Annotated in this window: 24 protein-coding genes and 1 pseudogene; 23 read left to right on the top strand and 2 right to left on the bottom strand. The window is 46.0% G+C overall.

Annotated features, from left to right (window positions below):
• Positions 1 to 7 precede the first annotated feature (7 nt).
• Positions 8 to 1,630 (bottom strand): L-aspartate oxidase, encoded by a 1,623-nt coding sequence (gene nadB, locus ACF8EG_RS18220; RefSeq protein ID WP_005490333.1) that lies wholly within the window; start codon positions 1,628 to 1,630, stop codon positions 8 to 10.
• A gap of 573 nt (positions 1,631 to 2,203) precedes the next feature.
• Between nadB and rpoE the strand changes: the two genes are divergently transcribed.
• The 11 genes from rpoE to acpS all read left to right on the top strand — a co-directional run bounded on the left by rpoE (position 2,204) and on the right by acpS (position 11,416).
• Positions 2,204 to 2,782 carry an RNA polymerase sigma factor RpoE gene (gene rpoE, locus ACF8EG_RS18215; protein ID WP_005493913.1) on the top strand — a complete coding sequence of 193 codons (579 nt, stop codon included), beginning with the start codon at positions 2,204 to 2,206 and terminating at the stop codon, positions 2,780 to 2,782.
• A gap of 26 nt (positions 2,783 to 2,808) precedes the next feature.
• On the top strand, positions 2,809 to 3,435 hold the full coding sequence (locus ACF8EG_RS18210) for a sigma-E factor negative regulatory protein (RefSeq protein WP_005481241.1): 627 nt from the start codon (positions 2,809 to 2,811) through the stop codon (positions 3,433 to 3,435).
• The gene (rseB, locus tag ACF8EG_RS18205) at positions 3,432 to 4,394 is read left to right on the top strand and encodes a sigma-E factor regulatory protein RseB (protein ID WP_005490311.1); all 963 of its coding nucleotides are present in this window, start codon (positions 3,432 to 3,434) and stop codon (positions 4,392 to 4,394) included. Before ACF8EG_RS18210 ends, rseB begins: the two co-directional genes overlap by 4 nt.
• Positions 4,394 to 4,864 carry a SoxR reducing system RseC family protein gene (locus ACF8EG_RS18200; RefSeq protein ID WP_025537343.1) on the top strand — a complete coding sequence of 157 codons (471 nt, stop codon included), beginning with the start codon at positions 4,394 to 4,396 and terminating at the stop codon, positions 4,862 to 4,864. Before rseB ends, ACF8EG_RS18200 begins: the two co-directional genes overlap by 1 nt.
• A 127-nt stretch (positions 4,865 to 4,991) precedes the next feature.
• Positions 4,992 to 6,785: a translation elongation factor 4 gene (lepA, locus tag ACF8EG_RS18195; RefSeq protein ID WP_025610634.1), complete on the top strand. Its 1,794-nt coding sequence runs from the start codon at positions 4,992 to 4,994 to the stop codon at positions 6,783 to 6,785.
• Positions 6,786 to 6,888: 103 nt separating this feature from the next.
• On the top strand, positions 6,889 to 7,788 hold the full coding sequence (gene lepB / locus ACF8EG_RS18190; RefSeq protein WP_025629455.1) for a signal peptidase I: 900 nt from the start codon (positions 6,889 to 6,891) through the stop codon (positions 7,786 to 7,788).
• Positions 7,789 to 7,808: 20 nt separating this feature from the next.
• Entirely contained in the window at positions 7,809 to 8,486 is a 678-nt protein-coding gene (rnc, locus tag ACF8EG_RS18185; RefSeq protein WP_005460683.1) for a ribonuclease III, read from the top strand.
• Positions 8,479 to 9,441, top strand: a complete 963-nt coding sequence (era, locus tag ACF8EG_RS18180) for a GTPase Era (protein WP_005460684.1) — start codon at positions 8,479 to 8,481, stop codon at positions 9,439 to 9,441. The genes rnc and era overlap by 8 nt, the downstream gene beginning before the upstream one ends.
• 121 nt (positions 9,442 to 9,562) lie before the next feature.
• Entirely contained in the window at positions 9,563 to 10,294 is a 732-nt protein-coding gene (gene recO, locus ACF8EG_RS18175) for a DNA repair protein RecO (RefSeq protein ID WP_069507036.1), read from the top strand.
• Positions 10,291 to 11,022 (top strand): pyridoxine 5'-phosphate synthase, encoded by a 732-nt coding sequence (gene pdxJ, locus ACF8EG_RS18170; protein ID WP_005484124.1) that lies wholly within the window; start codon positions 10,291 to 10,293, stop codon positions 11,020 to 11,022. Before recO ends, pdxJ begins: the two co-directional genes overlap by 4 nt.
• A 13-nt stretch (positions 11,023 to 11,035) precedes the next feature.
• Positions 11,036 to 11,416, top strand: a complete 381-nt coding sequence (gene acpS / locus ACF8EG_RS18165; RefSeq protein ID WP_005484129.1) for a holo-ACP synthase — start codon at positions 11,036 to 11,038, stop codon at positions 11,414 to 11,416.
• A 69-nt stretch (positions 11,417 to 11,485) separates the two neighbouring features.
• On the opposite strand, the gene barA is transcribed toward acpS, so the two are convergent.
• Positions 11,486 to 14,284, bottom strand: coding sequence for a two-component sensor histidine kinase BarA (gene barA, locus ACF8EG_RS18160; protein ID WP_069490010.1), 2,799 nt, complete (start codon positions 14,282 to 14,284; stop codon positions 11,486 to 11,488).
• A gap of 193 nt (positions 14,285 to 14,477) precedes the next feature.
• Here barA and rlmD point away from each other — a divergent pair, with 193 nt between their 5' ends.
• The 12 genes and pseudogenes from rlmD (at position 14,478) to ACF8EG_RS18100 (ending at position 26,976) form a co-directional block, all read left to right on the top strand.
• Positions 14,478 to 15,797: a 23S rRNA (uracil(1939)-C(5))-methyltransferase RlmD gene (rlmD, locus tag ACF8EG_RS18155; RefSeq protein ID WP_069507037.1), complete on the top strand. Its 1,320-nt coding sequence runs from the start codon at positions 14,478 to 14,480 to the stop codon at positions 15,795 to 15,797.
• A 124-nt stretch (positions 15,798 to 15,921) separates the two neighbouring features.
• Positions 15,922 to 18,141, top strand: a complete 2,220-nt coding sequence (gene relA, locus ACF8EG_RS18150) for a GTP diphosphokinase (RefSeq protein WP_005490307.1) — start codon at positions 15,922 to 15,924, stop codon at positions 18,139 to 18,141.
• 216 nt (positions 18,142 to 18,357) lie between these two features.
• Complete coding sequence (mazG, locus tag ACF8EG_RS18145) at positions 18,358 to 19,149, top strand: nucleoside triphosphate pyrophosphohydrolase (protein WP_065764219.1); 792 nt, start codon at positions 18,358 to 18,360, stop codon at positions 19,147 to 19,149.
• A 218-nt stretch (positions 19,150 to 19,367) separates the two neighbouring features.
• Positions 19,368 to 21,008, top strand: a complete 1,641-nt coding sequence (locus ACF8EG_RS18140; protein ID WP_005455581.1) for a CTP synthase — start codon at positions 19,368 to 19,370, stop codon at positions 21,006 to 21,008.
• Positions 21,009 to 21,086: 78 nt separating this feature from the next.
• The gene (gene eno, locus ACF8EG_RS18135; RefSeq protein WP_005455579.1) at positions 21,087 to 22,388 is read left to right on the top strand and encodes a phosphopyruvate hydratase; all 1,302 of its coding nucleotides are present in this window, start codon (positions 21,087 to 21,089) and stop codon (positions 22,386 to 22,388) included.
• Positions 22,389 to 22,485: 97 nt separating this feature from the next.
• Positions 22,486 to 22,599: pseudogene (locus ACF8EG_RS18130) on the top strand (hypothetical protein); the annotation flags it as partial.
• Positions 22,600 to 23,002: 403 nt separating this feature from the next.
• On the top strand, positions 23,003 to 23,284 hold the full coding sequence (ftsB, locus tag ACF8EG_RS18125; protein ID WP_005455577.1) for a cell division protein FtsB: 282 nt from the start codon (positions 23,003 to 23,005) through the stop codon (positions 23,282 to 23,284).
• Between the two features lies 1 nt (position 23,285).
• Entirely contained in the window at positions 23,286 to 23,990 is a 705-nt protein-coding gene (gene ispD / locus ACF8EG_RS18120) for a 2-C-methyl-D-erythritol 4-phosphate cytidylyltransferase (RefSeq protein WP_031854291.1), read from the top strand.
• A gap of 17 nt (positions 23,991 to 24,007) precedes the next feature.
• Positions 24,008 to 24,484: a 2-C-methyl-D-erythritol 2,4-cyclodiphosphate synthase gene (gene ispF, locus ACF8EG_RS18115; RefSeq protein WP_005455572.1), complete on the top strand. Its 477-nt coding sequence runs from the start codon at positions 24,008 to 24,010 to the stop codon at positions 24,482 to 24,484.
• 46 nt (positions 24,485 to 24,530) lie between these two features.
• Positions 24,531 to 25,574, top strand: coding sequence for a tRNA pseudouridine(13) synthase TruD (truD, locus tag ACF8EG_RS18110; RefSeq protein WP_020835387.1), 1,044 nt, complete (start codon positions 24,531 to 24,533; stop codon positions 25,572 to 25,574).
• Positions 25,574 to 26,350 carry a 5'/3'-nucleotidase SurE gene (gene surE / locus ACF8EG_RS18105; RefSeq protein ID WP_021450028.1) on the top strand — a complete coding sequence of 259 codons (777 nt, stop codon included), beginning with the start codon at positions 25,574 to 25,576 and terminating at the stop codon, positions 26,348 to 26,350. The genes truD and surE overlap by 1 nt, the downstream gene beginning before the upstream one ends.
• On the top strand, positions 26,350 to 26,976 hold the full coding sequence (locus ACF8EG_RS18100) for a protein-L-isoaspartate(D-aspartate) O-methyltransferase (protein WP_069507039.1): 627 nt from the start codon (positions 26,350 to 26,352) through the stop codon (positions 26,974 to 26,976). Before surE ends, ACF8EG_RS18100 begins: the two co-directional genes overlap by 1 nt.
• Positions 26,977 to 26,990: the final 14 nt, after the last annotated feature.

The following is a 26,990-nucleotide window of genomic DNA, read 5'->3' as shown; positions in this document are numbered from 1 at the left end:
TTCGATATTAATTATCGGTTAACTGCTTTGCTGGTACCAGAATTGTCGGACCGCTGTTTTCCAGTTGATTTGGGTAATCAAGCGTGTAGTGCAGGCCGCGGCTCTCTTTACGCTGCATTGCACAGCGAACCATAAGCTCTGCAACTTGCAGTAGATTACGCAGTTCCAACAAGTTATTAGATACGCGGAAGTTACTGTAGTACTCATGCGTTTCTTGTTGTAGCAGTTGAATGCGGCGCAATGCACGCTCTAAGCGCTTATCGGTACGCACAATGCCCATGTAGTCCCACATGAACAGGCGAAGTTCGTGCCAGTTGTGTTGAATAATAACTTCTTCATCACTGTTGGTGACTTGGCTTTCATCCCAACATGGAACACGTGAAGGCAGCTCAACGCTGGTGTGATGTTTCAGAATATCTTTTGCAGCAGACCACGCATAAACCACACATTCCAACAGTGAGTTCGATGCCATACGGTTAGCACCATGTAAGCCGGTATAGCTCACTTCGCCAATCGCGTATAGGTTTTTCAAATCCGTATGACCGTTTTGATCCACCATCACGCCGCCACAGGTATAGTGCGCAGCTGGTACGATTGGAATAGGCTCTTTGGTCATATCAATGCCCAAGTCCATCAAGCGCGAGTAAATGGTGGGGAAGTGCTTGGTGATAAAGTCCGCTGGTTTATGACTGATGTCGAGATACATGCAGTCTGCACCCAAGCGTTTCATTTCGAAGTCGATGGCACGAGCGACAACATCGCGGGGGGCGAGTTCTTTACGCTCATCAAAATCTGGCATAAAGCGAGTGCCGTCTGGGCGACGAAGGTAAGCGCCTTCACCACGAAGGGCCTCGGTCAGCAAGAAGTTGCGAGCTTCAGGGTGGTAAAGGCAAGTTGGGTGGAACTGGTTGAACTCTAAGTTTGCCACTCGACAGCCCGCTCGCCACGCGATAGCAATACCATCACCCGATGAGACATCAGGGTTAGAGGTGTATTGATAAACCTTTGATGCGCCACCTGTCGCTAGAACCACAAATTTGGCGCGCACGGTTTCTACGTGCTCTTCGTTTCGGTTCCAGATATAGGCACCGATGACTTTGTTTTTATCACCACCGATTTTATCTTCAGTGATCAAGTCCAGAGCGTTGTGGCGTTCAAGAACATGAATATTGGGATGGTTGTGGGCGTTGTCCTGCAATGAGGTTTGCATTGCCATACCGGTTGCGTCTGCAGCGTGCAGAATACGGCGGCGGCTGTGGCCACCTTCGCGAGTTAGGTGGTAACGAGGTTCATCGTCAGAATCATCGTCTTCACGGTCAAACGGTACACCGCCGTCAATCAGCCATTGCACACATTCTTTTGAGTGTTCTGCAATGAATCTCACGGTCTCTTCGTCACAGATACCATCCCCGGCAATTTGGGTATCTTCAACGTGCGACTCAATGGTGTCGGATTCATCAAACACAGCGGCGATACCGCCTTGAGCGTAGTAAGTTGCCCCTTCGCTGCGCGGTCCTTTGCTGAGTACCATTACTTTACAGTGGTTTGCGACACGTAAAGCCAACGACAAGCCCGCAGCGCCACTCCCTACCACTAACACATCACATTCATGTTCACGATTTGTGTTCATATAACTTTTATAATCCCAAGCTAAGGTAACAACGTTACCTTGTGTATTATTTGCACACCATGTGCATTCCATATGCGTGACATCCGTCACTAAGGGCTAAGTTGGGAGACTTATCTAAATCACAGTTACTCTGGTGACTTGAGCCACTCTTCTTTTTGCATGCTTAGGTCATTGAGGCCTAATGACACACGGTTGTTTTCTGAGTTTTGGTTGAAAACGCGTTATTCAGACAGCCAATAGCCATGCAAATGAAAAGTAATAGTTTGTCAATCTCATTGCTTTTCTAGTTTCTACCCAGCACAATCTGGGACAGAGATCATCCATTATACCCATTTCCCTTTAATATGCTCGCTTGTCAAATTAGACATAAGTCAGGCAGTGCATGGGATTTGGCGCATGACATCACACTGTGAAAAAACAATGACAAAAAACTTGAGAAACCATGGAACTTTCTCATTCACATTGGAGTCACAATAGTGCTCAAGTAAGCAGTGGTGTCAATACTACGTTTTGCATAATTAGTACCCATATCTGAGAAGAGTAGGGGCATAACAAATAGGAGTATCCGCTCGAATGAACGAGCAGCTGACCGATCAAGTATTGATTGAGCGAGTTCAGAATGGTGATAAGCAAGCATTCAACCTGCTGGTAACAAAGTATCAGAACAAGGTGTGTAATCTTATTTCCAGATACGTTAGTAATCCTGGCGATGTACCAGATGTAGCACAAGAAGCCTTTATCAAAGCTTACCGAGCTATCCCTAGCTTTCGCGGGGAAAGTGCGTTTTATACGTGGCTGTATCGCATTGCAGTGAATACTGCGAAAAATCACATTGTGGCTCAAGGGCGCAGACCCCCAGCGACAGATGTTGATGCTGAAGAAGCTGAATTTTACGAAACAGGTAGTGCACTTAAAGAAATTTCGAACCCTGAGAACTTAACGTTGTCCAAAGAATTGCAACGGGTAGTGTTCAGTGCAATCGAAGCTTTACCTGAAGATTTAAAAACAGCAATGACATTGCGAGAGCTCGATGGCTTAAGTTATGAAGAAATTGCTGAAGTGATGGATTGCCCGGTAGGAACGGTACGTTCACGTATCTTCCGTGCTCGTGAAGCGGTGGAAAAGAAAATCAGACCTCTTTTACAGCGCTAGTACAAGTAATAACTATGGTGAAAACAATGGCTGACAAAGAACAACTTTCAGCTCTCATGGATGGAGAATTGGTCGATAAGGCTTTAATTCAAGAGTTAGAGCAAGACCAAGAGAGCCGTGAAGCTTGGCAGAATTATCACCTAATTGGTGATGTGATGCGAGGCGAGGCGCCAGCAAAACCTGAGTGGAATATTGCTGAAAGCGTAGCGTTAGCGTTAGAAGACGAACCTGTGCATCGTGCGATCGATTCGCGCAGTGCCAATGTCATTTCAATCGCTGATGCGCCTAAAGAGTCGCAACCAGAACCGCAAAAAGCCAAACGTCAGTTGCCAGCGTGGTTAACTCAGTTTGGGCAAGTCGCTGTTGCTGCATGTGTGTCGCTAGTCGTTATCTTAGGTGTGCAGCAATACGGTGGTAGCGATCCAATGTCGCCACAAGCTGAACAGTTACCAGTTTTGCAAACCGTTCCGTTTGCAGGCAGTGCTGAACCTGTGAGCTTAACTCGTGAGTCCGTAGAGCGCTCAGTGGGTGAGGCAAATATGCAGGAGCAACGTAAACGCGTTCATGCTATGCTGCGTGACTACGAATTGCAGTTAAGAATTAACAGTGACGCATCTCAGCAAGATGCGCATCTGACTCCGGATAGTGAATGAAAAAATTTCTGATCAGCGCTTGCGCTCTGTTCAGTATGATGTCTTCGCAAGCCTTTGCTGGTGATAAGCCGGCGGAGGCTTTATTGCATCAAATGAGCGAGGCGAGTAAGAATTTAAGTTACGAACTTTCTTACATCCTTATCAAAAAGAACAGCATTGAGCCTTTGCTGTATCGTCACGCGACACACGGCGAAGATCAGTACGCTCATCTTGTTTATTTAAGTGGACCTGTACGTGAGGTGATTCGTCGCGGAACAGAAGTGAGTTATATCGAAACTGGCGTGGAACCGTTCACTATCGAATCAGGCAAAATGGTTGCACCAACGATACCGATGCTTAACACCAATATCGACGAGCTAAACCTGTATTACGACTACGTTCAAGTAGGGCGTGCGCGTGAAGCCGGTGTTCCAACTCAGGTATTACGCATTGTGCCGAAAGACGGACTACGTTATTCCTATGTCCTTTGGATTGACGAAAAGAGCAAATTGCCACTTCGCGCCGATCTTGTCGATCGTGATGGCGAGATGCTAGAGCAATACCGCACGATCTCTTACACAGTAAACCCTAAAATTGCAGAGTTGATGAGCGGCCTTGAAGACGTTCAACTTCCTGCTGTGCTTACAATGCCGAAAGGTGAAATTGGCACGAGCAATTGGACTGTGGGCTGGACTCCAGACGGTTTTCATCCAAACGATCTCAACCGCTACCGTATGGCATCAACAGACCAAATGGTAGAAAGTCAGTTGTATTCTGATGGCTTGTTCAACTTCTCTGTTTACGTAGCAAACAAAGATGAGCATTCATTAAAAGGACAACTGGTTCGTCAAGGCCGTAGAACCTTACACAGTTTTGTTAATGGTGATTATGAAATCTCTGTGGTCGGAGATATTCCGCCAGCTACGGCGCAGCGCATTGCTCAATCTGTCACATTTAATGTAACAAAGAGTAAGCAATAATGATGACTGCGTTGGCTACCGTGACCGGAGTAGAGCGTCACGGTAAGCAGTACGAGATAGATTTAAGCTGCGAGCAGCAAACGAGCTGCAGCAGCTGCTCCTCGCAAAAAAGTTGTGGCACAGGTGTTGTCACTAAAGCGATAGGTAATAAGAGCCTGTCGTGGCATCTGCGCACAGAAAAAAACGTGCAAGTCGGTCAAGTCGTGGAAATCGGCTTTCCTGAATCCAGCCTTATCAAGTCAGCCATGGCGGTGTATCTACTGCCTTTATTTGGTTTGATTCTTGGTGCTATGGTTGGTCATTTCTTACTGACTCCTTTGACCGCTGGTGGAGAAGGCATTGTTATTCTCGCATCCGTGCTATTTGCAGGCGGTGGTATGTGGTTCGCAAAACGCCTATCAAAACCGCTTGAAGATGAGTCAAAACGCCAAGTCACCCTCATTCGAGTTCTCGGTGAACCTATCCAATAAGCTCTACACTTTAAATTAGGTGCGCCCGTTAACGAAATTCGGTAGAATCTGCCAACTTGATTGAAATGCCGTCAAATGATGGCTTTCTTACTGTCCCAATTTGTAAAGAGTTAGTCACCCTAAATCTATGAAGCACATTCGTAACTTTTCGATTATCGCCCACATCGACCATGGTAAGTCGACCCTATCAGACCGTCTAATCCAAGTTTGTGGAGGATTAAGCGATCGTGAAATGGCCGCACAGGTTCTGGATTCTATGGATCTTGAACGTGAGCGTGGTATCACCATTAAATCTCAGAGTGTGACGCTAAACTACACCGCTAAAGACGGTGAAACTTATCAGCTGAACTTCATCGATACTCCGGGACACGTAGACTTTGCATACGAAGTATCACGTTCTCTAGCGGCTTGTGAAGGCGCGCTATTGGTTGTTGATGCTGGTCAGGGTGTAGAAGCGCAAACACTTGCTAACTGTTACACCGCGATCGAAATGGATCTGGAAGTAGTGCCAATCCTAAACAAGATCGACTTGCCAGCCGCTGATCCTGAACGTGTAGCTGAAGAAATTGAAGAAATCGTTGGTATTGATGCGATGGAAGCAACACGCTGTTCTGCGAAGACAGGTCTGGGTGTTGAGGACGTTCTAGAAAACATCGTATCAGCAATTCCAGCGCCAGAAGGTGATCCTGATGCGCCGCTACAAGCGCTGATCATTGACTCATGGTTTGATAACTATCTTGGCGTAGTATCTTTGGTACGAATCAAAAACGGTTCACTGAAGAAGAACGACAAGATCAAAGTAATGAGCACAGGCCAAGCTTGGGGTGTAGACCGTTTGGGTATCTTTACACCTAAGCAAGTGGATACTGATGTTCTAAATACTGGCGAAGTAGGTTGGGTTGTTTGTGGTATTAAAGACATCCTAGGCGCACCAGTAGGTGATACGCTAACGTTAGCGAAAAACGGCAGCGACAAGCCACTTCCTGGCTTTAAGAAAGTGAAACCTCAGGTATACGCGGGTCTGTTCCCTGTATCATCTGACGATTACGAAAACTTCCGTGACGCACTGGGTAAATTGAGCCTAAACGATGCATCGCTATTCTACGAACCAGAAAACTCAGCAGCGCTTGGTTTTGGTTTCCGTTGTGGTTTCCTTGGCATGCTGCACATGGAAATTATCCAAGAGCGTCTAGAGCGTGAATACGATCTCGACCTGATTACCACAGCGCCAACGGTAGTTTACGAAGTTGAGAAAACGGATGGTGAGCTACTGTACGTTGATAGCCCAGCGAAGCTACCTGCAATTAACGACATCGAAGAGATTCGTGAGCCGATTGCGCGTTGTAACATCTTGGTGCCTTCTGATTACCTAGGTAACGTGATCACACTGTGTGTGGAGAAGCGTGGTCTCCAAGTTGATATGGTTTACCACGGTAACCAAGTGGCAGTAACTTACGATATTCCAATGGCAGAAGTAGTACTCGATTTCTTCGACCGTCTGAAGTCTACATCACGTGGTTACGCATCTCTGGATTACAACTTCCAACGCTTTGAAGCGTCAAACATGGTACGCGTCGACGTACTATTGAACGGCGACAAAGTGGATGCACTTGCGCTTATCACGCACAAAGATCAGTCTCAGACTCGTGGTCGTCAGCTGGTTGAGAAGATGAAAGAATTTATCCCTCGTCAGATGTTCGATATCGCGATTCAAGCGGCTATTGGTAACCACATCATTGCGCGTTCTACCGTTAAGCAGCTACGTAAAAACGTAATCGCAAAATGTTACGGTGGTGACGTGAGTCGTAAGAAGAAACTTCTGAAGAAACAGAAAGAAGGTAAGAAACGTATGAAGCAGATCGGTAACGTTGAACTGCCTCAAGAAGCGTTCCTAGCAATTCTTCACGTCGGCAAAGATTAGAGTTGAACTTTGTCCCACTATTGTTGGTCATAAGACGTTAGAACTTAAATAAGTGAAAGGGTTTAGGCTCTTTCACTTTCGTATTTTTAGATAAGGGAATTTAATGGCGAATACATTCTCACTGATGCTGGTTATCGTAACCTTGGTAACGGGTGTAGTTTGGCTACTGGAAAAGCTGGTGTTTGCAAAAAAACGTCAAGCGAAAGTAGCGGAGATTCACGCGCAAACTACAAATGGTTTGGATGCGGTCACTCTACAGAAAGTGGAGCGCCAGCCATGGTGGATTGAAAACAGTGTGTCTATTTTCCCTGTTATCGCTTTCGTCTTAGTATTACGTTCTTTTATCTATGAACCGTTTCAAATCCCGTCAGGCTCAATGATGCCAACCTTGCTGGTTGGCGATTTCATTTTAGTTGAGAAGTACGCGTACGGTCTAAAAGACCCAGTATGGCGTACTCAGCTAGTGGAAACTGGTAAGCCTGAACGTGGTGATATTGTTGTCTTTAAATACCCACCTCAACCAAGCGTTGATTACATCAAACGTGTCGTTGGTTTGCCGGGTGACATTGTTCGTTATTCTGGTGATAAGCAGTTGTGCATTCAAAGCCAAGGCGAATCCAGCTGTAAGCCAGTTAAACTGAGCAATGTAGAAGAGAGTCAATTCAAATCAAACGGTATCCCAATGATCCAACTGGATGAGAAATTGGGTAACGTTGAGCACAATATTTTGGTTAACCCACTTGTACGTAACCGTGTGGAGCAATACTTCCCACGTAGCGGTACAACTGAATGGGTGGTACCACAAGGTCAGTACTTTGTGATGGGTGATAACCGTGACAACAGTGCAGACAGCCGCTACTGGGGCTTTGTTCCTGAAGCTAACCTTGTCGGCAAAGCTGTTGCCATTTGGATCAGCTTTGAGTTTGATCGTGGCGCAGATAGCGTTCTACCTTCATGGATCCCAACTGGTGTGCGTTTCAACCGCATCGGTGGTATTCACTAACTATTTAATATCGAGAGAGTATGAATTCTCCAATTGATAAACTAGAGAGAAAGCTCGGCTACCAATTTAAGGATGCTGGGCTTATCAACTTGGCGCTGACTCACCGCAGCGCCAACAGCAAGCACAATGAACGTCTTGAGTTTCTGGGCGATTCAATTTTAAGTTTTGTCATCGCTGATGATCTGTACCATCGTTTTCCGAAAGTGAACGAGGGTGACATGAGCCGTATGCGCGCTACTCTGGTACGTGGGCACACATTGGCGGAACTGGGTCGTGAATTCGATCTAGGAGATTATTTAAAATTAGGTCCAGGTGAATTGAAGAGTGGCGGTTTCCGCCGAGACTCTATTCTAGCCGATGCGGTAGAAGCCATTATTGGTGCGATTTACCTAGATAGTGATATTGAGAAAGTACGCAGTATTGTTCTGAGTTGGTACAACTCGCGTCTTGAAGCCATCAAACCTGGCGTATCACAAAAAGACCCAAAAACTCGCCTACAAGAGTTCCTGCAAGGCAGAAGAAAACCGCTGCCTGTCTACACAGTGACTAATATTAAAGGTGAAGCGCACAACCAAGAGTTTACGGTTGAGTGTGAAGTAGCAGGTGTGGATAAGCCTGTAATCGGTAAAGGCACCAGCCGCCGCAAGGCAGAACAGGCGGCAGCAGAAACAGCACTAGAGCAATTAACTAATGGCTGATAACGAATTCGACATCGATGCGTTTTTCGCATCACATGGTGAGGTGAGCTCACCGGAAAACCAGCATTGTGGTTTCATTGCCATTGTTGGTCGTCCTAACGTGGGTAAATCGACGCTTCTGAACAAAATTCTAGGTCAGAAGATTTCGATCACGTCACGTAAGCCACAAACGACGCGTCACCGCATCATGGGCGTCGACACAGATGGCGATTACCAAGCGATTTACGTTGATACACCAGGACTTCACATTGAAGAAAAACGTGCAATCAACCGTTTGATGAACCGCGCTGCAAACTCATCGTTGAGTGACGTGAACCTAGTTTTCTTCTTGGTCGATGGTACCCATTGGACTAAAGACGACGAGATGGTGTTGACCAAGCTTCAGAAATCGAACTTCCCTGTTGTACTTTGTGTTAACAAAGTCGATAACGTGCAAGATCGTAATGAAGTGATGCTACACATGGCTGAAATGTCTAAAAAAATGGACTTTGTCGATGTAGTGCCAATCTCTGCGAAGCAAGGTAAGAACATTGATGTATTGCGCAAGCACGTACGTAATCACCTGCCGAAAGCGACGCATCACTTCCCTGAAGAATACGTAACGGATCGCTCTCAGCGTTTCATGGCTTCAGAAATCGTACGTGAAAAGCTAATGCGCTTTACTGGTGATGAACTGCCATATTCTGTAACGGTTGAGATTGAGCGTTTTGATTACAACCCAGAAACGGACGGTTTCCATATCAATGCTTTGATTCTTGTTGAACGTAATGGTCAGAAGAAGATGGTTATTGGTAAAGGCGGCGAGAAGATCAAAACCATTGGTCGTGAAGCACGTCTAGATATGGAAGAGTTGTTCGGTCGTAAAGTTTATCTAGAGACTTGGGTGAAAGTGAAGTCTGGTTGGGCAGATGACGAACGTGCACTACGCTCACTGGGTTACATCGACGATCTATAATTTGAGGCGAGAACACTTCGTTTCAATATTAAGTAGAATCCAATATCGATTAAAATAAGGAGCCGCATGGCTCCTTATTTTTTATTATTCTGGCATTAGATTTTTAGGCACACAGATTTAGATGAGCAACTTATCCGTAGAAGGTTTTCAACGCTGCTTTGTCCTGCACCGACGCCCTTACAGTGAATCGAGCTTAATCCTTGATGTATTTAGCGAGGAATATGGTCGTATCACGCTAATGGCCAAGGGCGCGCGTAGTAAACGTTCCAATCTAAAAGGCGCACTGCAACCTTTTACGCCTCTATTGCTTAAATGGTCTGGTAAAGGGTCGATGAAAACGTTGCGCCAAGCAGAGCCTATCAGCCTTGGTTTACCTTTGTTTGGGATCAACCTGTACTCAGCCATGTACGTCAACGAGCTCGTTGGGCGAGTGCTAATGGCAGAAGTCCCAATGCCTGCACTGTTTCATGATTACCTGCATGCCTTAACCGAGCTCGCTCAATGTGAAAACCCAGAACCCGCATTACGCCGTTTTGAGTTGGCTTTGCTCTCTTCAATGGGGTATGGCGTCGACTTTTTGCACTGTGCTGGCACGGGTGAACCGGTCGACCCTGAGATGACGTACCGCTACCGAGAACAAAAGGGATTTATCGCATCAGTAAGGCGGGACAATCTAACATTTTTGGGTAATGAGCTGATTGCAATCAGCGAGCGGCGGTTTGTCACTAAAGAGCAGTTAAAAGCGGCAAAACGCTTTACACGTATAGCCTTAAAGCCGTATCTTGGCGGCAAACCTTTAAAAAGTCGTGAATTGTTTATTCAGACACCCAGAGCACGGAGTAATGGAAAATGAGCTCAATTTATTTAGGCGTTAATATCGACCATATTGCCACTCTACGTAATGCGCGTGGTACAAAATACCCAGATCCTGTACACGCTGCGGAAATCGCAGAGCGTGCTGGGGCGGACGGCATTACCATCCACCTGCGTGAAGACCGTCGCCATATTTTGGATCGTGATGTGCGTATTCTACGTGAGACGATTCAAACACGTATGAATCTAGAAATGGCGGTCACTGAGGAAATGGTTGAGATCGCACTAAAAACTAAGCCAGAGTTTGTTTGTCTCGTACCAGAAAAGCGTGAAGAGCTCACCACTGAAGGCGGCTTAGATGTGGTTGGCCAACTTGAGAAAGTAAAAGCGGCAACACAAAAGCTGACGGAAGCGGGCATTAAAGTTTCTCTGTTTATTGATGCGGATCGTCAGCAAATTGAAGCGGCGAAGCAGTGTGGTGCACCATTTATCGAGCTTCATACTGGTCATTACGCTGATGCAGAAACAGAAGAAGAGCAACAAGCAGAATTGAAGAAGATTGCTGCGGGTGCAAGCTACGCTGATGACCTTGGTATTATTGTGAACGCTGGCCACGGTCTGACTTACCACAACGTGGCACCAATTGCTGCGCTACCAGAAATTTACGAGTTGAACATTGGTCACTCTATCATTGGACGTGCAGTGTTTGATGGCCTAGAAAAGTCAGTGGCAGAGATGAAAGCACTGATGATCGCGGCACGCAAATAACTAGGTTCTGCGAATGGCTATTTTAGGTTTAGGAACCGACATTGCTGAAATCGAGCGTATAGAGAAAGCACTAGGCCGCAGTGGTGAACCTTTTGCTCGACGTATTCTCTCTGAGGATGAAATGGCAAAGTTTTCGCAACTCAAGCAGCAAGGGCGTTATCTTGCTAAGCGTTTTGCAGCTAAAGAGGCAGCATCGAAAGCGCTAGGTACAGGAATTGCTCAAGGCGTAACTTTCCATGATTTTACCGTCTCGAATGATGAGTTGGGTAAGCCAGTTTTAATGCTGTCTGGCGTGGCTCAAAAAATGGCGCAGACGATGGGCGTTAATCACGTTCACTTATCCATTTCTGATGAACGTCACTACGCGGTTGCGACCGTGATTCTTGAATCCTAACCCTTTAAGCTGAATAACAAAAGCCAGAGCAAATGCTCTGGCTTTTTTGTATGAAGTTTAGTCTGGATGCTACTGCTCTAGATAAAGTTTTGCGGTGGTGGTGACCTTAATCATTTCATCTTGCAGTTCAAACATTTCAGGTTCAATTTCCTCAATGCTGGCTCCTAAACGAAGTGCGTGTTCAAGCGTAGCACAGAGAGATTTTAGCCTTGGTACGCCACAATAAGAGCTACTGCCGTGCAGTTTGTGGATCACATGAATTAATTCTTCACGCGAATAATCGTCTTGCTCAAGTGCGTGGTCGACAACTTCTTCTACTTCTGGAATGAAATCGATCAACATACGCAGCATATCTTTGGCTAAGTCTTCCTTATTAGCGCTCTGTTTCAATGCGGCTTGCCAGTCAATAATCACATCAGGTTGTGTATTTTCAGCTGTAGCAGGTGCTTCACTTGCTGGTTCATCGACGTAGGACGGCGCAACTTTCCCTATGCTTTCTGTACAGGTATTCGGATTCCAGTGGACCAACACTTGTTGCAGTACATGCTCTTCAATTGGTTTGGTGAGGTAATCATCCATACCTGCGGCGAGCAGACGATCGCGCTCCCCGGCCATGGCGTGCGCGGTAACGGCGATAACTGGTGTGTCTTTGTTTAACTCAAGCTCTTTGATGTTCTGACAAGCGGTCACGCCATCCATTAATGGCATTTGGATGTCCATAAAAATCAGGTCGTATTTCTTCTCGGTAGCGAGATTTACGGCTTGCTGACCATTGCTACAAGCCGTTACGGTTTCAACTCTTTCTTTCAGTAGTGCTGAAATCAGTTTTAGGTTTGCAGGGTTATCATCCACCGCGAGCACCGTCAGTGGCAGTCGTTCGCTTTCTTCTGTTTCAACTGGGGCGGCAATAGCTTGAGGTGCTTCAACATGTTCATTGATCAAACTTTGCAGCAGCTTACGGCGAGATAGCGGTTTGGTTAAGCACTGGATTTGATGCTCGGTCATGATTTGGTCGGCAAGCGCTAATTCGGTGCTCGGTGTACCCATGATGACACTTGGCGCCATGCGCTTAGCTTGCTCAATCCAAGCAGCGACTGATTGCTCGTCATAAGTTTGGTTAGCTGCCAAGTTCAGCAATACGTAATCGTAGTGCTCTTCGTTCTCTGGTAAGGAAGAACGATAGGTTACGAGAATACCTTCTTGACTCAAGATCTGCTGAGTCACCGATGCCGCTTGCATGTTTGGTTCTACCAACAGCAACTGTTTACCCGTTAGTAGCTCGACTTCAATCAGATCGCTCATTGGCATTTCTGTCGAGTTGAGGCGAAGCGTAAACCAGAATGTCGAACCTTGGTGAAGACGACTGGTCAAACTGATTTCGCCGCCCATCTGACTTACCAGTTTCTGGGTGATGACTAAGCCAAGACCCGTACCACCATATCGACGAGATATGCTGGCATCCGCTTGGCTGAATGCTTGGAATAACTGCGCTTGTTGACGCTCTGAAATACCGATTCCGGTGTCTCGCACCATAAATTGCAGCTCAACCGAGTCACCTGCTTGTGAACGCATTTCGACGCTAACATCGATGTTTCCGCGCTCAGTAAACTTAATAGAGTTCCCCACCAAGTTGGTCAAAATTTGTTGGATACGTAGCGGGTCTCCGACTAGACCTGGAGGGATCTTCGGATCCACTTTCAAGGTGATCTCCAGACCTTTCTCATGCGCGCTGGTGGCTTGTAGGTTGATTACTTCTTCTAAGCTTTCACGGAAATCAAATGGAATGTTTTCCAACGCCAGCTTACCGGCTTCCAATTTCGAGAAATCGAGAATGTCATTGATGATGTTTAATAGGTTGTTTGCGGACTTCTCAATGGTTTGCAAGTAGTCGGTTTGGCTATTAGAAAGCTGCGTTTTGAGCATTTGACGAGTAAAGCCAATTACACCATTCAATGGCGTACGTAATTCGTGCGACATATTGGCCAAAAATTCTGACTTCACACGTGCGGCTTCTTGTGCGCGCTTCTTCGCAATATCGAGCTCAACGTTTTGAATTTCTAACTGTTCCAAGGTTTCACGTAGGTCTGACGTGGCTTGGTCTATACTGTGCTGCATCTCGACGTGGTATTCCGATAGCGAAACCGCCATGGCGTTGATACCGTTTTTCAATTGGTCTAACTCGCCGTGCATTTTGCCTTCGATACGCACATCCAAGTGACCACGACGAATACGATCAACGACGTTTTTCATGTGCGTGATTGGTTGGGTAACATCATGCATTAAGCGGGAAGCAAACACGCTTGCAAGCCCTAGACCAAGGATCAAAACAAGGAAAGCGGAGAAGACTTCTTGGTATTGCTGTAAGCGTAGAGAAGAAAGATCCATTTCTACCGCGATGTAGCCAATGGCTTTCGTGCCTTGGTTCTCGTTAGACAGTTCTGATAAATAGTGTCCTTCCGACAAAATCGGCACACGCAGGATCAGGGAGTTCTCATAGATTTCTGAATTTCCCAGCTTTGGGATCGGCTTATCTTTTGGGAACATCAGAGCTTCAAAATTAGGATGGAAGTTTGACGTGACGAACAGTTCATGGTGCTCATCAAATACGGCAATACTGCGAACGAGTTTGGAATTTTTACGGTGCGCGTAGCTAATCAGGCGACGTACGGCTTCACGGCTTTCAGCAAGTAGGTGAGATTCACTGGCGATCGCAAGAGGTTCAATGATGCTATTGCCCGTAGTGATAACTTGTTTCTCTAGGTCCTGATAGCGATTAAAGGAGAAAAAGCCGCTCAGTAATAAACCAATAATGAGAGTGGGAGCGAGAGTCAGCGTAATTACACGTGCTCGTAAGCCATATCTGGTCATGTTATCTAATTACATCGGAGTCTGGATATGGGAAAATAACGCATTATTTCTCAAGAGTAGTCATACTGCCTTGAGCAAAGAAGTGACGTCACCGGATAAACGGTAAGCATAATCAAGTCACTCGAATCACACAACGGCTGCAATCAAGAATAGTGAAGCAGCAGAGCAATTAGACACTAATCAGGCACAGAGCATGGCACGTATCTTTCAACCTAAAAAGAAAACGCAATTAAACACTCGTCACCAAGCGGTACAAGTAGAGCGTTTGGATCACCACGGCGCAGGTATTGCTTACCTTAAAAAGAAACCGTTGTTCATTGACGGCGCATTACCAGGTGAAGAAGTGGTGACGCAATTGGTGGAAGAGAAGAGCAAATTTGCTCGCGGCAAGCTGATTAAAATCCTAAAGCCAAGCGACGCGCGCGTTGAGCCATTTTGTCCGCATTATCATGAATGTGGCGGCTGTGATTTGCAGCACCTTAATTATGACCAACAATTGACGCACAAACAGCAGACGCTGCGTCAGTTAATGCGAAAATTTGCTGGCAGCGACATTGAGTTGGATGCGCCAGTATTGGGCGAGTCTTTAGGTTACCGACGTCGTGCTCGCGTGAGCTTGTTTGTCGATAAGAAAACGCGTCAGTTGCACTTCGGCTTCCGCAAAAAGCAAAGCAAGCAAATTGCACAAGTGACGGATTGTCCGGTATTGGCTCCTGAGTTGAATGTGCTATTGCCTGAGATTTATTCGGTGCTAACAGCGTTCAAAAAGCCAGAGCAATTGGGGCATGTAGAACTGGTGTTGGGTGACAACGGGCCTTGTATCACGCTGCGACACTTAAGCAATTTGGCCGATGAAGAAGTCAGTGCATTAGTTGAATTAGCGACACGCCATCAAGCCTCGTTGTATCTGATGCCAGAAACTGACCAACTTAACTTAGTTGCAGGTGAGGTGCCTTTCTATCAAGAAGCGGGCGTAAAAATCCCTTTTGCACCGAACAACTTTATTCAGGTCAACCAAGCGGTGAACCAGAAAATGGTGGAACAGGCGATTGAGTGGTTAGACCCTCAAAGTGACGAACGAGTGTTAGATTTGTTCTGTGGATTAAGCAACTTCAGCTTGCCGATCGCAAAGCGTGCTAAACATGTCGTTGGCGTAGAAGGTGTGGCTGAGATGGTCGAAAAAGCCTCAAATAATGCATCTTTGAACCAAATCAATAACGCGCAATTTTATCACGCTAACCTTGAGCAGGATTTTGACGGCCAAGCTTGGGCTGCAGAAAAGTTTGACAAAGTATTGCTGGATCCTGCACGAGCAGGAGCGAGTGGGATCATCGATCAAGTTTCTGCGCTTGGCGCTCAGCGTGTAGTTTATGTTTCTTGTAATCCTGCTACCCTTGCAAGGGACAGTCAGAGCTTGCTAGAGCAAGGCTATCAACTAACCAAATTAGGTATGCTGGACATGTTCCCTCATACCAGCCATCTAGAATCGATGGCACTGTTTGAAAAGTCTTAACTTTTAAGACTTTGGCCGCTTACTTGTGGTGGGCGGTCATAAAGCCAACACTCAACGTGGAGGCAAAGAACTAACCTGGACGGTGTTAGTCAAACCACACAAATATAATAATTAGGATGATGAGATGGTTGCGGTAAGAAGCGCGCATTTAAACCAAAATGAACAGTTTGAACTTGAAAACTGGGTGGCTAGCCTAGGACAAGAGAAAAGCACAGCATCACGCTTAATCGAAGTTTATCGAGATTGCCAAACGATTTTGGCGGGTCACGAACAAGCCGAACTCCTGTTGTGGCGTGGACGAGAGATGATCGAAATTCTGATCACCTTGTCGATGGACAAAGCAACATTAGTGGCGGCTCAACTGTTTCCTTTGGTTTCAAGTGGTGCTTTCAACAGAGAACTTCTTGAAGAAAAATACAGCAAAGAAATCATTAAGCTCATTGATGGCGTAGAAGAAATGGCCGCTATCGGTCAGCTTAACGTCACGATGGAAGGCAGCGCTGCGTCGTCTCAAGTAGACAACGTTCGTCGCATGCTGCTTGCCATGGTGGATGATTTTCGTTGCGTTGTCATCAAGCTAGCAGAACGAATTTGCAACCTTATTGAAGTCAAAAAAGCACCGGACGAAGTTCGACGTGCTGCGGCGAAAGAGTGTGCCAACATTTATGCTCCACTGGCTAACCGCCTAGGTATCGGTCAGCTTAAGTGGGAAATCGAAGACTACGCTTTCCGTTATCAACAACCGGACACTTACAAGCAAATTGCAAAGCAGCTTGCTGAGCGTCGTATTGTCCGTGAGCAATACATCAAAGATTTTGTCGAAGACTTATCTCAAGAGATGAAAGCTTGTGGCATTAATGCCGAAGTAAGTGGTCGTCCTAAACACATCTACAGCATTTGGCGAAAAATGCAGAAGAAGAGTTTGGCGTTTGATGAATTGTTTGATGTGCGTGCAGTACGTATCATCGCCGACAAACTGCAAGATTGTTACGCTGCGTTAGGTGTGGTTCATACCAAATACAAGCACTTACCGAGTGAGTTCGACGACTACGTTGCAAACCCAAAACCAAATGGTTACCAATCGATTCACACCGTGATTCTTGGCCCTGAAGGCAAAACTATCGAGATTCAAATTCGCACCAAGCAAATGCACGAAGAATCTGAGCTGGGCGTTGCCGCGCACTGGAAATACAAAGAAGGTGCGAGCAGCCGCAGTGGTTACGATGAGAAAATTACCTGGCTGCGTAAACTGTTGGATTGGCAAGAAGAGATGTCCGATTCTGGAGAGATGTTGGATGAACTCCGAAGCCAAGTCTTCGATGACCGCGTCTACGCATTTACACCTCGCGGCGATGTTGTCGACTTACCAATGGGGGCAACTCCACTAGACTTTGCCTACCACATTCACTCAGAAGTCGGGCACCGTTGTATTGGCGCCAAAGTTGGTGGCCGAATCGTGCCGTTCACCCATAAACTCCACATGGGCGATCAGGTCGAAATCATCACAGCAAAAGAGCCAAACCCATCGCGAGACTGGTTAAACCCATCGCTAGGCTTTGTTCACTCAGGTCGTGCTCGTGCGAAGATCAACGCTTGGTTCCGTAAACAGAGTCGTGAGAAAAACCTCGAAGCGGGACGTGAAATCCTCGAACACGAGTTGGTGAAGATTGGTGCGACGTTAAAAGATGCAGAGCATTACGCCCTAAAACGCTTCAACGTCAATACGCCGGATGAACTTTACGTCGGTGTAGGCAGTGGCGACCTGCGTATCAATCAGATCATCAACCACATCAATGCACTGGTGAATAAACCAACGGCGGAAGAAGAAGACCAGCAAGCGCTAGAAAAACTTCAAGAAGCCGAGCACAAAGCACCAGCGCAAAGTCGGCCGAAAAAAGACGCGGTAGTAGTAGAAGGTGTTGATAACCTAATGACGCACCTAGCTCGCTGTTGTCAGCCAATTCCAGGTGATGACATTTGTGGTTACATCACCCAAGGCCGAGGCATCTCAGTGCACCGCAGTGACTGTGAACAGCTCGAAGAACTGCGTCATCACGCTCCAGAACGTATCATTGATACCGTATGGGGCAGCGGATTTGTAGGGTCATACATCCTCACCGTGCGTGTCGAAGCGATGGAGCGAGGCGGTCTATTGAAAGACATCACCACACTATTTGCCAACGAGAAAATCAAAGTGACCAGCATGAAGAGCCGTGTCGATTACCGTCGTCAGCTCGCCATCATGGATTTTGATCTTGAAGTGACCAATATTGAGGTGCTCTCTCGCGTTTCGAAACGTGTCGAGCAGATCAAGGATGTTATGTCGGTAAAACGCTTAGGCTAACTTTCACGTCGTACTTGTCACTTTTACTGCGTTTTCTCCGGAGTGCCGGCCCAGGCTCATCACATAGGCGAGCTATGCTCAGGAGTCGCGAAAACTTGTTGCCTTGTCAAAGTAACAATTACTTAGTGAAAGCTGCTGAGAAAATATAATGTAGAAGGTGAGTGGTTTTGGCTGCTCACCTTTTTCTTTAGATAGAAAGGTTTACAGGAACAGAAAATGAGTCATCCAATTGAACAATTAGAACGAATCATGGTGAAGCTACGTGACCCAGAAAGCGGTTGCCCTTGGGACTTAAAACAAACCTTTGACACCATCGTTCCGCACACCATCGAAGAAACCTACGAAGTGGTGGATGCGATTCAGAATCGTGATTGGCCAAATCTGAAAGAAGAGCTGGGTGATTTGTTATTCCAGGTGATTTTTTACAGTCAATTAGCGAAAGAGCAAGGGCTGTTCGAATTTTCGGATGTGGTCGAAACCGTGAACGAAAAACTGACGCGTCGCCATCCGCATGTTTTTTCGGATGTTGAGTTTGAGTCTGACGAGGAAATTAATGCCAACTGGGAAGCGGAAAAAGCAAAAGAAAAAGCGCAAGTAGGCAAAGCTGAAGAAAGTATCCTAGACTCAATACCAAACTCTTTACCGGCGCTTTCTCGTGCTACAAAGATTCAGAAAAAATGTGCGAAATACGGATTCGATTGGGATTCGCTTGGGCCAGTAGTCAGTAAGGTTCAAGAAGAAGTGGATGAGGTGATGGAAGAAGCGCTTCAAATCGAACCAGATGAAGAGAAAGTCGAACTTGAGTTAGGGGACTTGTTGTTTGCCACGGTCAACTTAGCACGTCATCTTGGCAAAGACCCAGAAGTGGCATTAAGCAAAGCGAACATTAAGTTTGCCAAGCGTTTTAAGCAAGTTGAAGGTAAGGTCGCGCAATCAGGAAGAACACTCACCGAGTGTACGTTGTCAGAACTCGACAATTTTTGGAATGAAGTGAAAAAAGAAGAGTGAAGTTGCAGACAAAATAGTCACAGCGCGATTTATGGGACAAGTCTGACTCAGAACATAAATAAGCACTTTGCTTTGTCTCTACCCACTTTGATTTGAAGCAAAAAATAAAAAATTACGGTGTGATAGATTTCACGTTGTGGCGGTAAGGAGCTTCTGGTATATTTATCTCCCGTCCAGAAGCACTCCATTTCCCTCATTCAACCAATTTCAGGTTAAACATGACGACAAATTACATTTTTGTTACTGGCGGGGTTGTATCCTCTCTAGGTAAAGGTATTGCAGCAGCATCTCTTGCAGCTATTCTAGAAGCTCGTGGTCTTAAAGTGACTATGATGAAGCTTGACCCTTACATCAACGTTGATCCAGGCACAATGAGCCCAACTCAGCACGGTGAAGTGTTTGTTACGGAAGATGGCGCAGAGACTGACCTTGACCTTGGTCACTACGAGCGTTTCATCCGTACCAAGATGACCAAGCGTAACAACTTCACTGCAGGTCGTGTTTATGCCGACGTACTTCGTAAAGAACGTCGTGGTGACTACCTAGGCGCAACAATTCAAGTTATCCCTCATATCACTAACGCTATCAAAGACCGCGTGATCGCAGGTTCTGAAGGCCACGATATTGCTATCGTTGAAGTTGGTGGTACGGTAGGTGATATCGAATCGCTACCATTTATGGAAGCAATCCGTCAGCTAGCAGTAGAACTTGGCCGTGAACGCGCAATGTTCATGCATCTAACTCTTGTTCCTTACCTAGCAGCTGCTGGCGAAGTGAAAACTAAACCGACTCAGCACTCTGTTAAAGAGCTACTGTCTATCGGTATCCAACCAGACATCCTAGTTTGCCGCAGCGATCGCATGATCCCAGCGAACGAGCGTAAGAAGATTGCACTTTTCTGTAACGTTCCTGAGAAAGCGGTAATCTCAATGAAGGACGTAGATTCAATCTACAAGATCCCTCAACTTGTTAAGTCTCAAGGTCTTGATGACCTAGTGTGTACTCGTTTCGGTATTGATGCGCCAGAAGCTGACCTTTCTGAATGGGAACAGGTCATCTACGAAGAAGCGAATCCAACAGGTGAAGTAACTATCGGTATGGTCGGTAAATACATCGAACTACCAGATGCGTACAAATCTGTGAACGAAGCACTTAAGCACGCAGGCTTGAAAAACCGCCTAAACGTAACCATTAAATACGTAGACTCTCAAGACATCGAAACTAAAGGTGTTGAGCTTCTAGAAGGTCTAGACGCTATCCTAGTTCCAGGTGGTTTCGGTGATCGTGGTGTTGAAGGCAAGATCCGTGCGGCTCAATACGCACGTGAAAACAAAGTGCCTTACCTAGGTATCTGTCTAGGTATGCAAGTTGCACTTATCGAATACGCGCGTAACGTTGCGGGTATGGAAGGTGCTCATTCAACAGAATTTAACAAAGACACGAAGTACCCTGTGGTAGGTTTGATCACAGAATGGGTTGATGAAACAGGTAACGTGGAAGAGCGTACTGAATCATCTGATCTTGGCGGTACGATGCGTCTAGGTTCTCAGCTATGCCACCTAGAAAAAGGTACAAAAGCTCGTGAACTGTACGGTAGCGCGACGATCCATGAACGTCACCGTCACCGTTACGAAGTGAACAACGTTCTTCGTCCACAAATTGAAAAAGCAGGTCTTAAAGTGTCAGGCCTATCTGCGGACAAGAAGCTAGTGGAAATGATTGAGAACCCAGCTCACCCATGGTTTGTAGCGGCTCAGTTCCACCCTGAATTCACATCGACTCCTCGCGATGGTCACCCATTGTTTGCAGGTTTCGTTAAGGCTGCGGGTCAATACTCACGCGGCGAATTCGAGAAGTAAAAGGATACGGGCGGCGGCGAAGGTTGTGCTGCTGCCCTTTAAAATTGACATTTATATTTGAAACGAGAGGAAACATTAATGTCTAAGATCGTTAAAGTTCTAGGTCGTGAAATCATCGACTCACGTGGTAACCCAACTGTAGAAGCTGAAGTACACCTAGAAGGCGGTTTCGTAGGTATGGCGGCAGCTCCATCTGGCGCATCTACTGGTTCTCGCGAAGCTCTTGAGCTACGTGACGGTGACAAAGCACGTTTCCTAGGTAAAGGTGTTCTTAAAGCAATTGAAGCTGTAAACGGCCCAATCGCTGAAGCTCTAGTTGGCAAAGACGCTAAAGACCAAGCTGCAATCGACGCAGTAATGATCGAACTAGACGGCACTGAAAACAAATCTAAATTCGGTGCGAACGCTATCCTAGCAGTTTCTCTAGCAAACGCTAAAGCAGCAGCAGCAGCTAAAGGCATGCCTCTATACGAGCACATCGCTGAGCTAAACGGTACTGCTGGTCAGTTCTCTATGCCTCTACCAATGATGAACATCATCAACGGTGGTGAGCACGCAGACAACAACGTTGACATCCAAGAATTCATGATTCAACCAGTTGGCGCTGCAACTCTTAAAGAAGCTGTACGCATGGGTGCGGAAGTATTCCACAACCTAGCTAAAGTTCTTAAGTCTAAAGGCTACAACACAGCTGTTGGTGACGAAGGTGGTTTCGCTCCTAACCTTAAATCTAACGCTGAAGCTCTAGAAGTTATCGCAGAAGCTGTTGCTGCTGCTGGTTACGAGCTAGGCAAAGACGTTACTCTAGCTATGGACTGTGCTGCATCTGAGTTCTTCGACAAAGAAGCTGGCATCTACAACATGAAAGGTGAAGGCAAAACTTTCACTTCTGAAGAGTTCAACCACTACCTAGCTGGTCTAGTTGAGCAATTCCCAATCGTATCTATCGAAGATGGTCTAGACGAGTCTGACTGGGATGGTTTCGCACACCAAACTCAACTTCTAGGCGACAAGATCCAACTAGTTGGTGACGATCTATTCGTTACAAACACTAAGATCCTAGCTGAAGGTATCGAGAAAGGCATCGCTAACTCTATCCTAATCAAGTTCAACCAAATCGGTTCTCTAACTGAGACTCTAGCTGCAATTAAGATGGCTAAAGACGCAGGTTACACAGCAGTAATCTCTCACCGTTCTGGCGAAACTGAAGATGCAACTATCGCTGACCTAGCGGTAGGTACAGCTGCAGGTCAAATCAAAACTGGTTCTATGAGCCGTTCTGACCGTGTTGCTAAGTACAACCAACTAATCCGTATCGAGGAAGCTCTAGGTGAGCGCGCTCCTTTCAACGGTCTTAAAGAAGTTAAAGGCCAAGCTTAATTCTTATTGAATTAGTTTAGCTAAATAGCTTTTTGAAACCCTCGCTAAGGCGGGGGTTTTTGTTTATAGGCGTATGTTTAAAAGCAGATGGTTAAGAGCGATGAGCCGTTCTGACCGTGTTGCTAAGTACAACCAACTAATCCGTATCGAGGAAGCTCTAGGTGAGCGCGCTCCTTTCAACGGTCTTAAAGAAGTTAAAGGCCAAGCTTAATTCTTATTGAATTAGTTTAGTTAAATAGCTTTTTGAAACCCTCGCTAAGGCGGGGGTTTTTGTTTATTGGCGTATGTTTAAAAGCAGATGGTTAAGAGCGATGAGCTGTTTTGACCGTGTTGCTGCTATACCTAAAAGAAAGCAACCAACTCATCTGTATCTAGCAAGCTCTTAGTTAGCTAACTGCCAGGTAATTGAAACCGAATCTTCCTCTTTCTAGCACGTAAACGGTTCTTTACTTTCTCGATTAAAGAGTGCCATCGAACTTAGGCATTTTTTATTTTCGTGCTTATTTCCTGTAAGGAGCGTGTGAGTCTCCCTTTATCCCCTAGAGGCAACTCGGCATTTATGCTATATATGTCACCTTATCTAATTCCTTCCGGTACAGAATGTTAGCAGCGATATGCGAATCTTTGTTATAGCCCTTACGTTACTGTTTGGTTGGCTTCAATACACTCTATGGTTTGGTAAAAACGGGGTGTCTGACTACTACACAGTAAAAGATGAAATTGAAGTTCAACAGCAGGTGAACAGCAAGCTACAAGCTCGCAATAATGAAATGTTTGCTGAGATAGATGACTTAAAGCAAGGACTTGATGCGATTGAAGAAAGAGCTCGTCATGAACTTGGTTTGGTGAAAGAAGGAGAGACCTTCTACCGCATAGTTGGTGAGGAAAACCCGTAAGATGTCAGAGAACGTTTCATCTCATATCGCTATTGTACCTGCGGCTGGTGTTGGTAGCCGAATGAAAGCAGATCGACCTAAACAGTATTTGTTAATCGATGGAAAAACGGTATTGGAACATACCGTAGAGAAACTGCTTGCTCACCCTAAAATCGCGAAAGTTGTGGTTGCGGTTACAGAAGGTGACCCATACTACCCTGAACTATCGATTGCCCTGCACCCAGACGTAATACGTGTCGCTGGTGGTAAAGAAAGAGCCGATTCAGTGCTTTCAGGGCTAAACTATGTAAGTGCGCAGCTTCCGTGTGAATGGGTTCTGGTCCATGATGCTGCGAGACCTTGCGTAACATTAAACGATATTGATCGTCTGATTGATGTTTGTTGTGTTCATCCTACTGGTGGCATTCTTGCCTCGCCCGTGAGAGATACAATGAAACGAGCGAACAAAGAAAACAACATCGATCATACCGTAGACAGAGAAGCATTGTGGCATGCACTGACTCCACAAATGTTTAAAACTCAGCAGCTAACAAGAGCACTGGCAGACGCATTGCAGCAAGGTGTTGCGATCACTGATGAAGCATCGGCTTTAGAGTGGTTGGGAGAAACGCCAGCTTTAGTTCAAGGTAGTGCGAATAACATTAAAATTACTCAGCCAGAAGATCTCGCCTTAGCCGAGTTTTATCTTAGCCGCGAGCGCGGTTAGAAAATAAAGGATAAAAAATGATTCGAATTGGTCATGGTTTCGACGTACACAAATTTGGCGGTGAAGGCCCTGTGATTATTGGTGGTGTTGCAATTCCTTACGAACAAGGCCTGATTGCGCACTCAGACGGCGACGTTGCTCTGCATGCTCTCACTGACGCTTTGTTAGGTGCGATTGCTGCGGGTGATATTGGCCGTCATTTTCCAGATACCGACGATAAATGGAAAGGTGCAAACAGCCGCGAATTATTGAAAGACGTTTACCGTCGAGTAAAAGAACAAGGCTACCGCCTTGGTAATGCAGACGTCACCATCATGGCGCAAGCGCCGAAAATGGCGCCTTACATTGATGCAATGTGTGCAGCCATTGCCGAAGATCTAGAAACCGATATTAGCAACATCAACGTAAAAGCAACGACGACAGAACGTCTTGGTTTTACTGGACGCAAAGAAGGCATTGCTACAGAAGCAGTCGTGCTTCTATTTAAGCAATAATCGAATAATTTGCTCCTTAAAGCTGCGTAAGCAGTGGAAATACATCATGTCAGATATTTTATCCTCATTGGCTTACCTCACAGGCAAGCCAGTAGCATCAGCAAAAATTAAAGCGCAACCAGAACACTTTCAGGTTCGCGAAGATTTGGGTTTTGCCTTCACGGGAGAAGGTGAACACTTAATGGTGCGCATTCGAAAAACAGGTGAGAACACCAGTTTCGTCGCTAACGAGCTAGCGAAAGCTTGTGGTGTTAAGTCTAAAGACGTTAGTTGGGCAGGCCTGAAAGATCGCCATGCAGTAACCGAACAATGGCTAAGTGTTCATCTGCCTAAAGGTGAGACTCCAGATTTTTCGACATTTTTGGCGCAATACCCAAGTATTGAAATTCTAGCGACCGATCGACACAACAAAAAACTGCGTCCTGGTGACTTAATCGGGAACGAGTTTGTGGTTACCTTGTCTGAAGTGACAGATGTGGCGGATGTAGAGCAACGCCTTGAAAAAGTTAAACAAGTTGGTGTGCCAAACTACTTTGGTAGCCAACGCTTTGGTAACGATGGAAATAACCTCGACGAAGCTCGTCGTTGGGGACGAGAAAACGTTCGTACGCGTAACCAAAACAAACGCAGCATGTACTTGTCTGCCGCGCGTTCATGGATCTTCAACCGCATCGTTTCTGCTCGTCTAGAAAATGGTGTGTTTGATAAATTCATCGATGGTGACATCGCACAGACATCACAAGGATTGTTGGCTGTTGATGCGAATAACCTTGCTGATATGCAAAACAAGCTTGCATTGAGTGAAGTTGAGATCACTGCCGCTTTAGCGGGTGATAATGCGTTACCGACCCAAGCTGATGCACTTGCATTAGAACAGCCATTTATTGATGAAGAACCTGATTTAATGGCTCTGATCCGTGGTAATCGTATGCGTCACGATCGTCGTGAAATCGCACTCAAACCAAAAGACTTAGCTTGGAACGTTGAAGGTAACAATATTACGTTGACCTTCTCACTCGATGCAGGCTCTTTTGCCACATCCATTGTTCGTGAGTTGGTGAATGAGGTCAAAGTAGAAAGAGAATACTAATGGAACTGGATTCACTAAATACAAAACCTTTAAGAATTCTAATTAGTAATGACGACGGTGTGCATGCTCAAGGAATTCACGCGTTAGCGGATGAGCTGAGAAGCATCGCGGAAGTGATCATTGTTGCCCCAGACCGAAATCGTTCTGGGGCATCAAACTCACTGACATTGGAACAACCTCTGCGAGTCACAGAAATTGCTCCTAATACTTATTCGGTTCAAGGGACACCGACAGATTGCGTTCATTTTGCTCTAAATGAGCTGATGAAAGATGACCTGCCAGATCTTGTATTATCTGGCATTAATCATGGTGCAAATCTGGGGGATGACGTTCTGTACTCTGGTACCGTCGCTGCAGCAATGGAAGGGCACTTTCTTGGCGTGCAAGCCATTGCATTTTCACTGGTTGGTAAACGTCATTTTGAGTCGGCTGCTAAAATTGCTCGACAGTTGGTTGAGCAACACTTGTCAGCGCCAATCCCAACCAACCGTTTGTTGAACGTAAACGTACCTGATTTGCCTCTCGAGAGTCTTGGTGAAATCGAAGTGACCCGTTTAGGTGCTCGTCATCACGCAGAGAATATGATCAAGCAGAAAGATCCGCGTGGGCATGATATCTATTGGTTAGGGCCTCCGGGGAAAGAACAAGATGCGGGTGAAGGTACCGACTTTTATGCGATTGAGCACGGTCGAGTTTCTATTACCCCACTGCAAGTAGACCTTACGGCTCATGAGTCTCTGCGTGCGATGGATAGTTGGTTGAAGGAAGAGAAGTAATGAGTAACCCACATGCTGACAGGTTGATAGCGTTTCTTATCTCCAGTGGCATCAAAGATCAACGCGTTTTGGATGCAATGCATTGTTTACCGAGAGAGAGCTTTGTTTCTCAAGCGATGATGCACCAAGCCTACGATAACAATGCGCTACCGATTGGTCAGGGACAAACTATTTCTCAACCTTACATCGTCGCTCGCATGACCGAGCTGCTTGAGCTTCAACGTGCTAGTAACGTTTTGGAAATCGGAACCGGTTCTGGATACCAAACCGCAGTTTTAGCACGAATCGTTGACCATGTTTATTCCGTTGAACGCATCAAATCTTTGCAATGGGAAGCGAAACGTCGTCTTAAGCAACTTGATATCTACAATGTCTCGACGAAGCATGGTGATGGCTGGTTAGGATGGGAAACGAAAGGTCCGTTTGACGCTATCATTGTTACCGCTGCTGCAGAAGTGATTCCCCAAGCGCTTCTCTCACAGCTAAAAGATGGCGGTAAAATGGTAATTCCTGTCGGAGATGCTGAGCAGCAACTACTTAAAATTGAACGCAAGGGTGACGAGTACCTTTCTACCGTTGTGGAAATGGTTCGATTTGTTCCTCTTGTCGCGGGTGATTTGGCTTAAGGATCTGAGGTTAG

The organism is Vibrio sp. YQ_11 (genome assembly GCF_043103065.1).
Lineage (GTDB): Bacteria > Pseudomonadota > Gammaproteobacteria > Enterobacterales > Vibrionaceae > Vibrio > Vibrio parahaemolyticus.
Note: the sequence above shows the minus strand (reverse complement) of the source record. Positions and strands in the feature narration are given on the sequence as shown.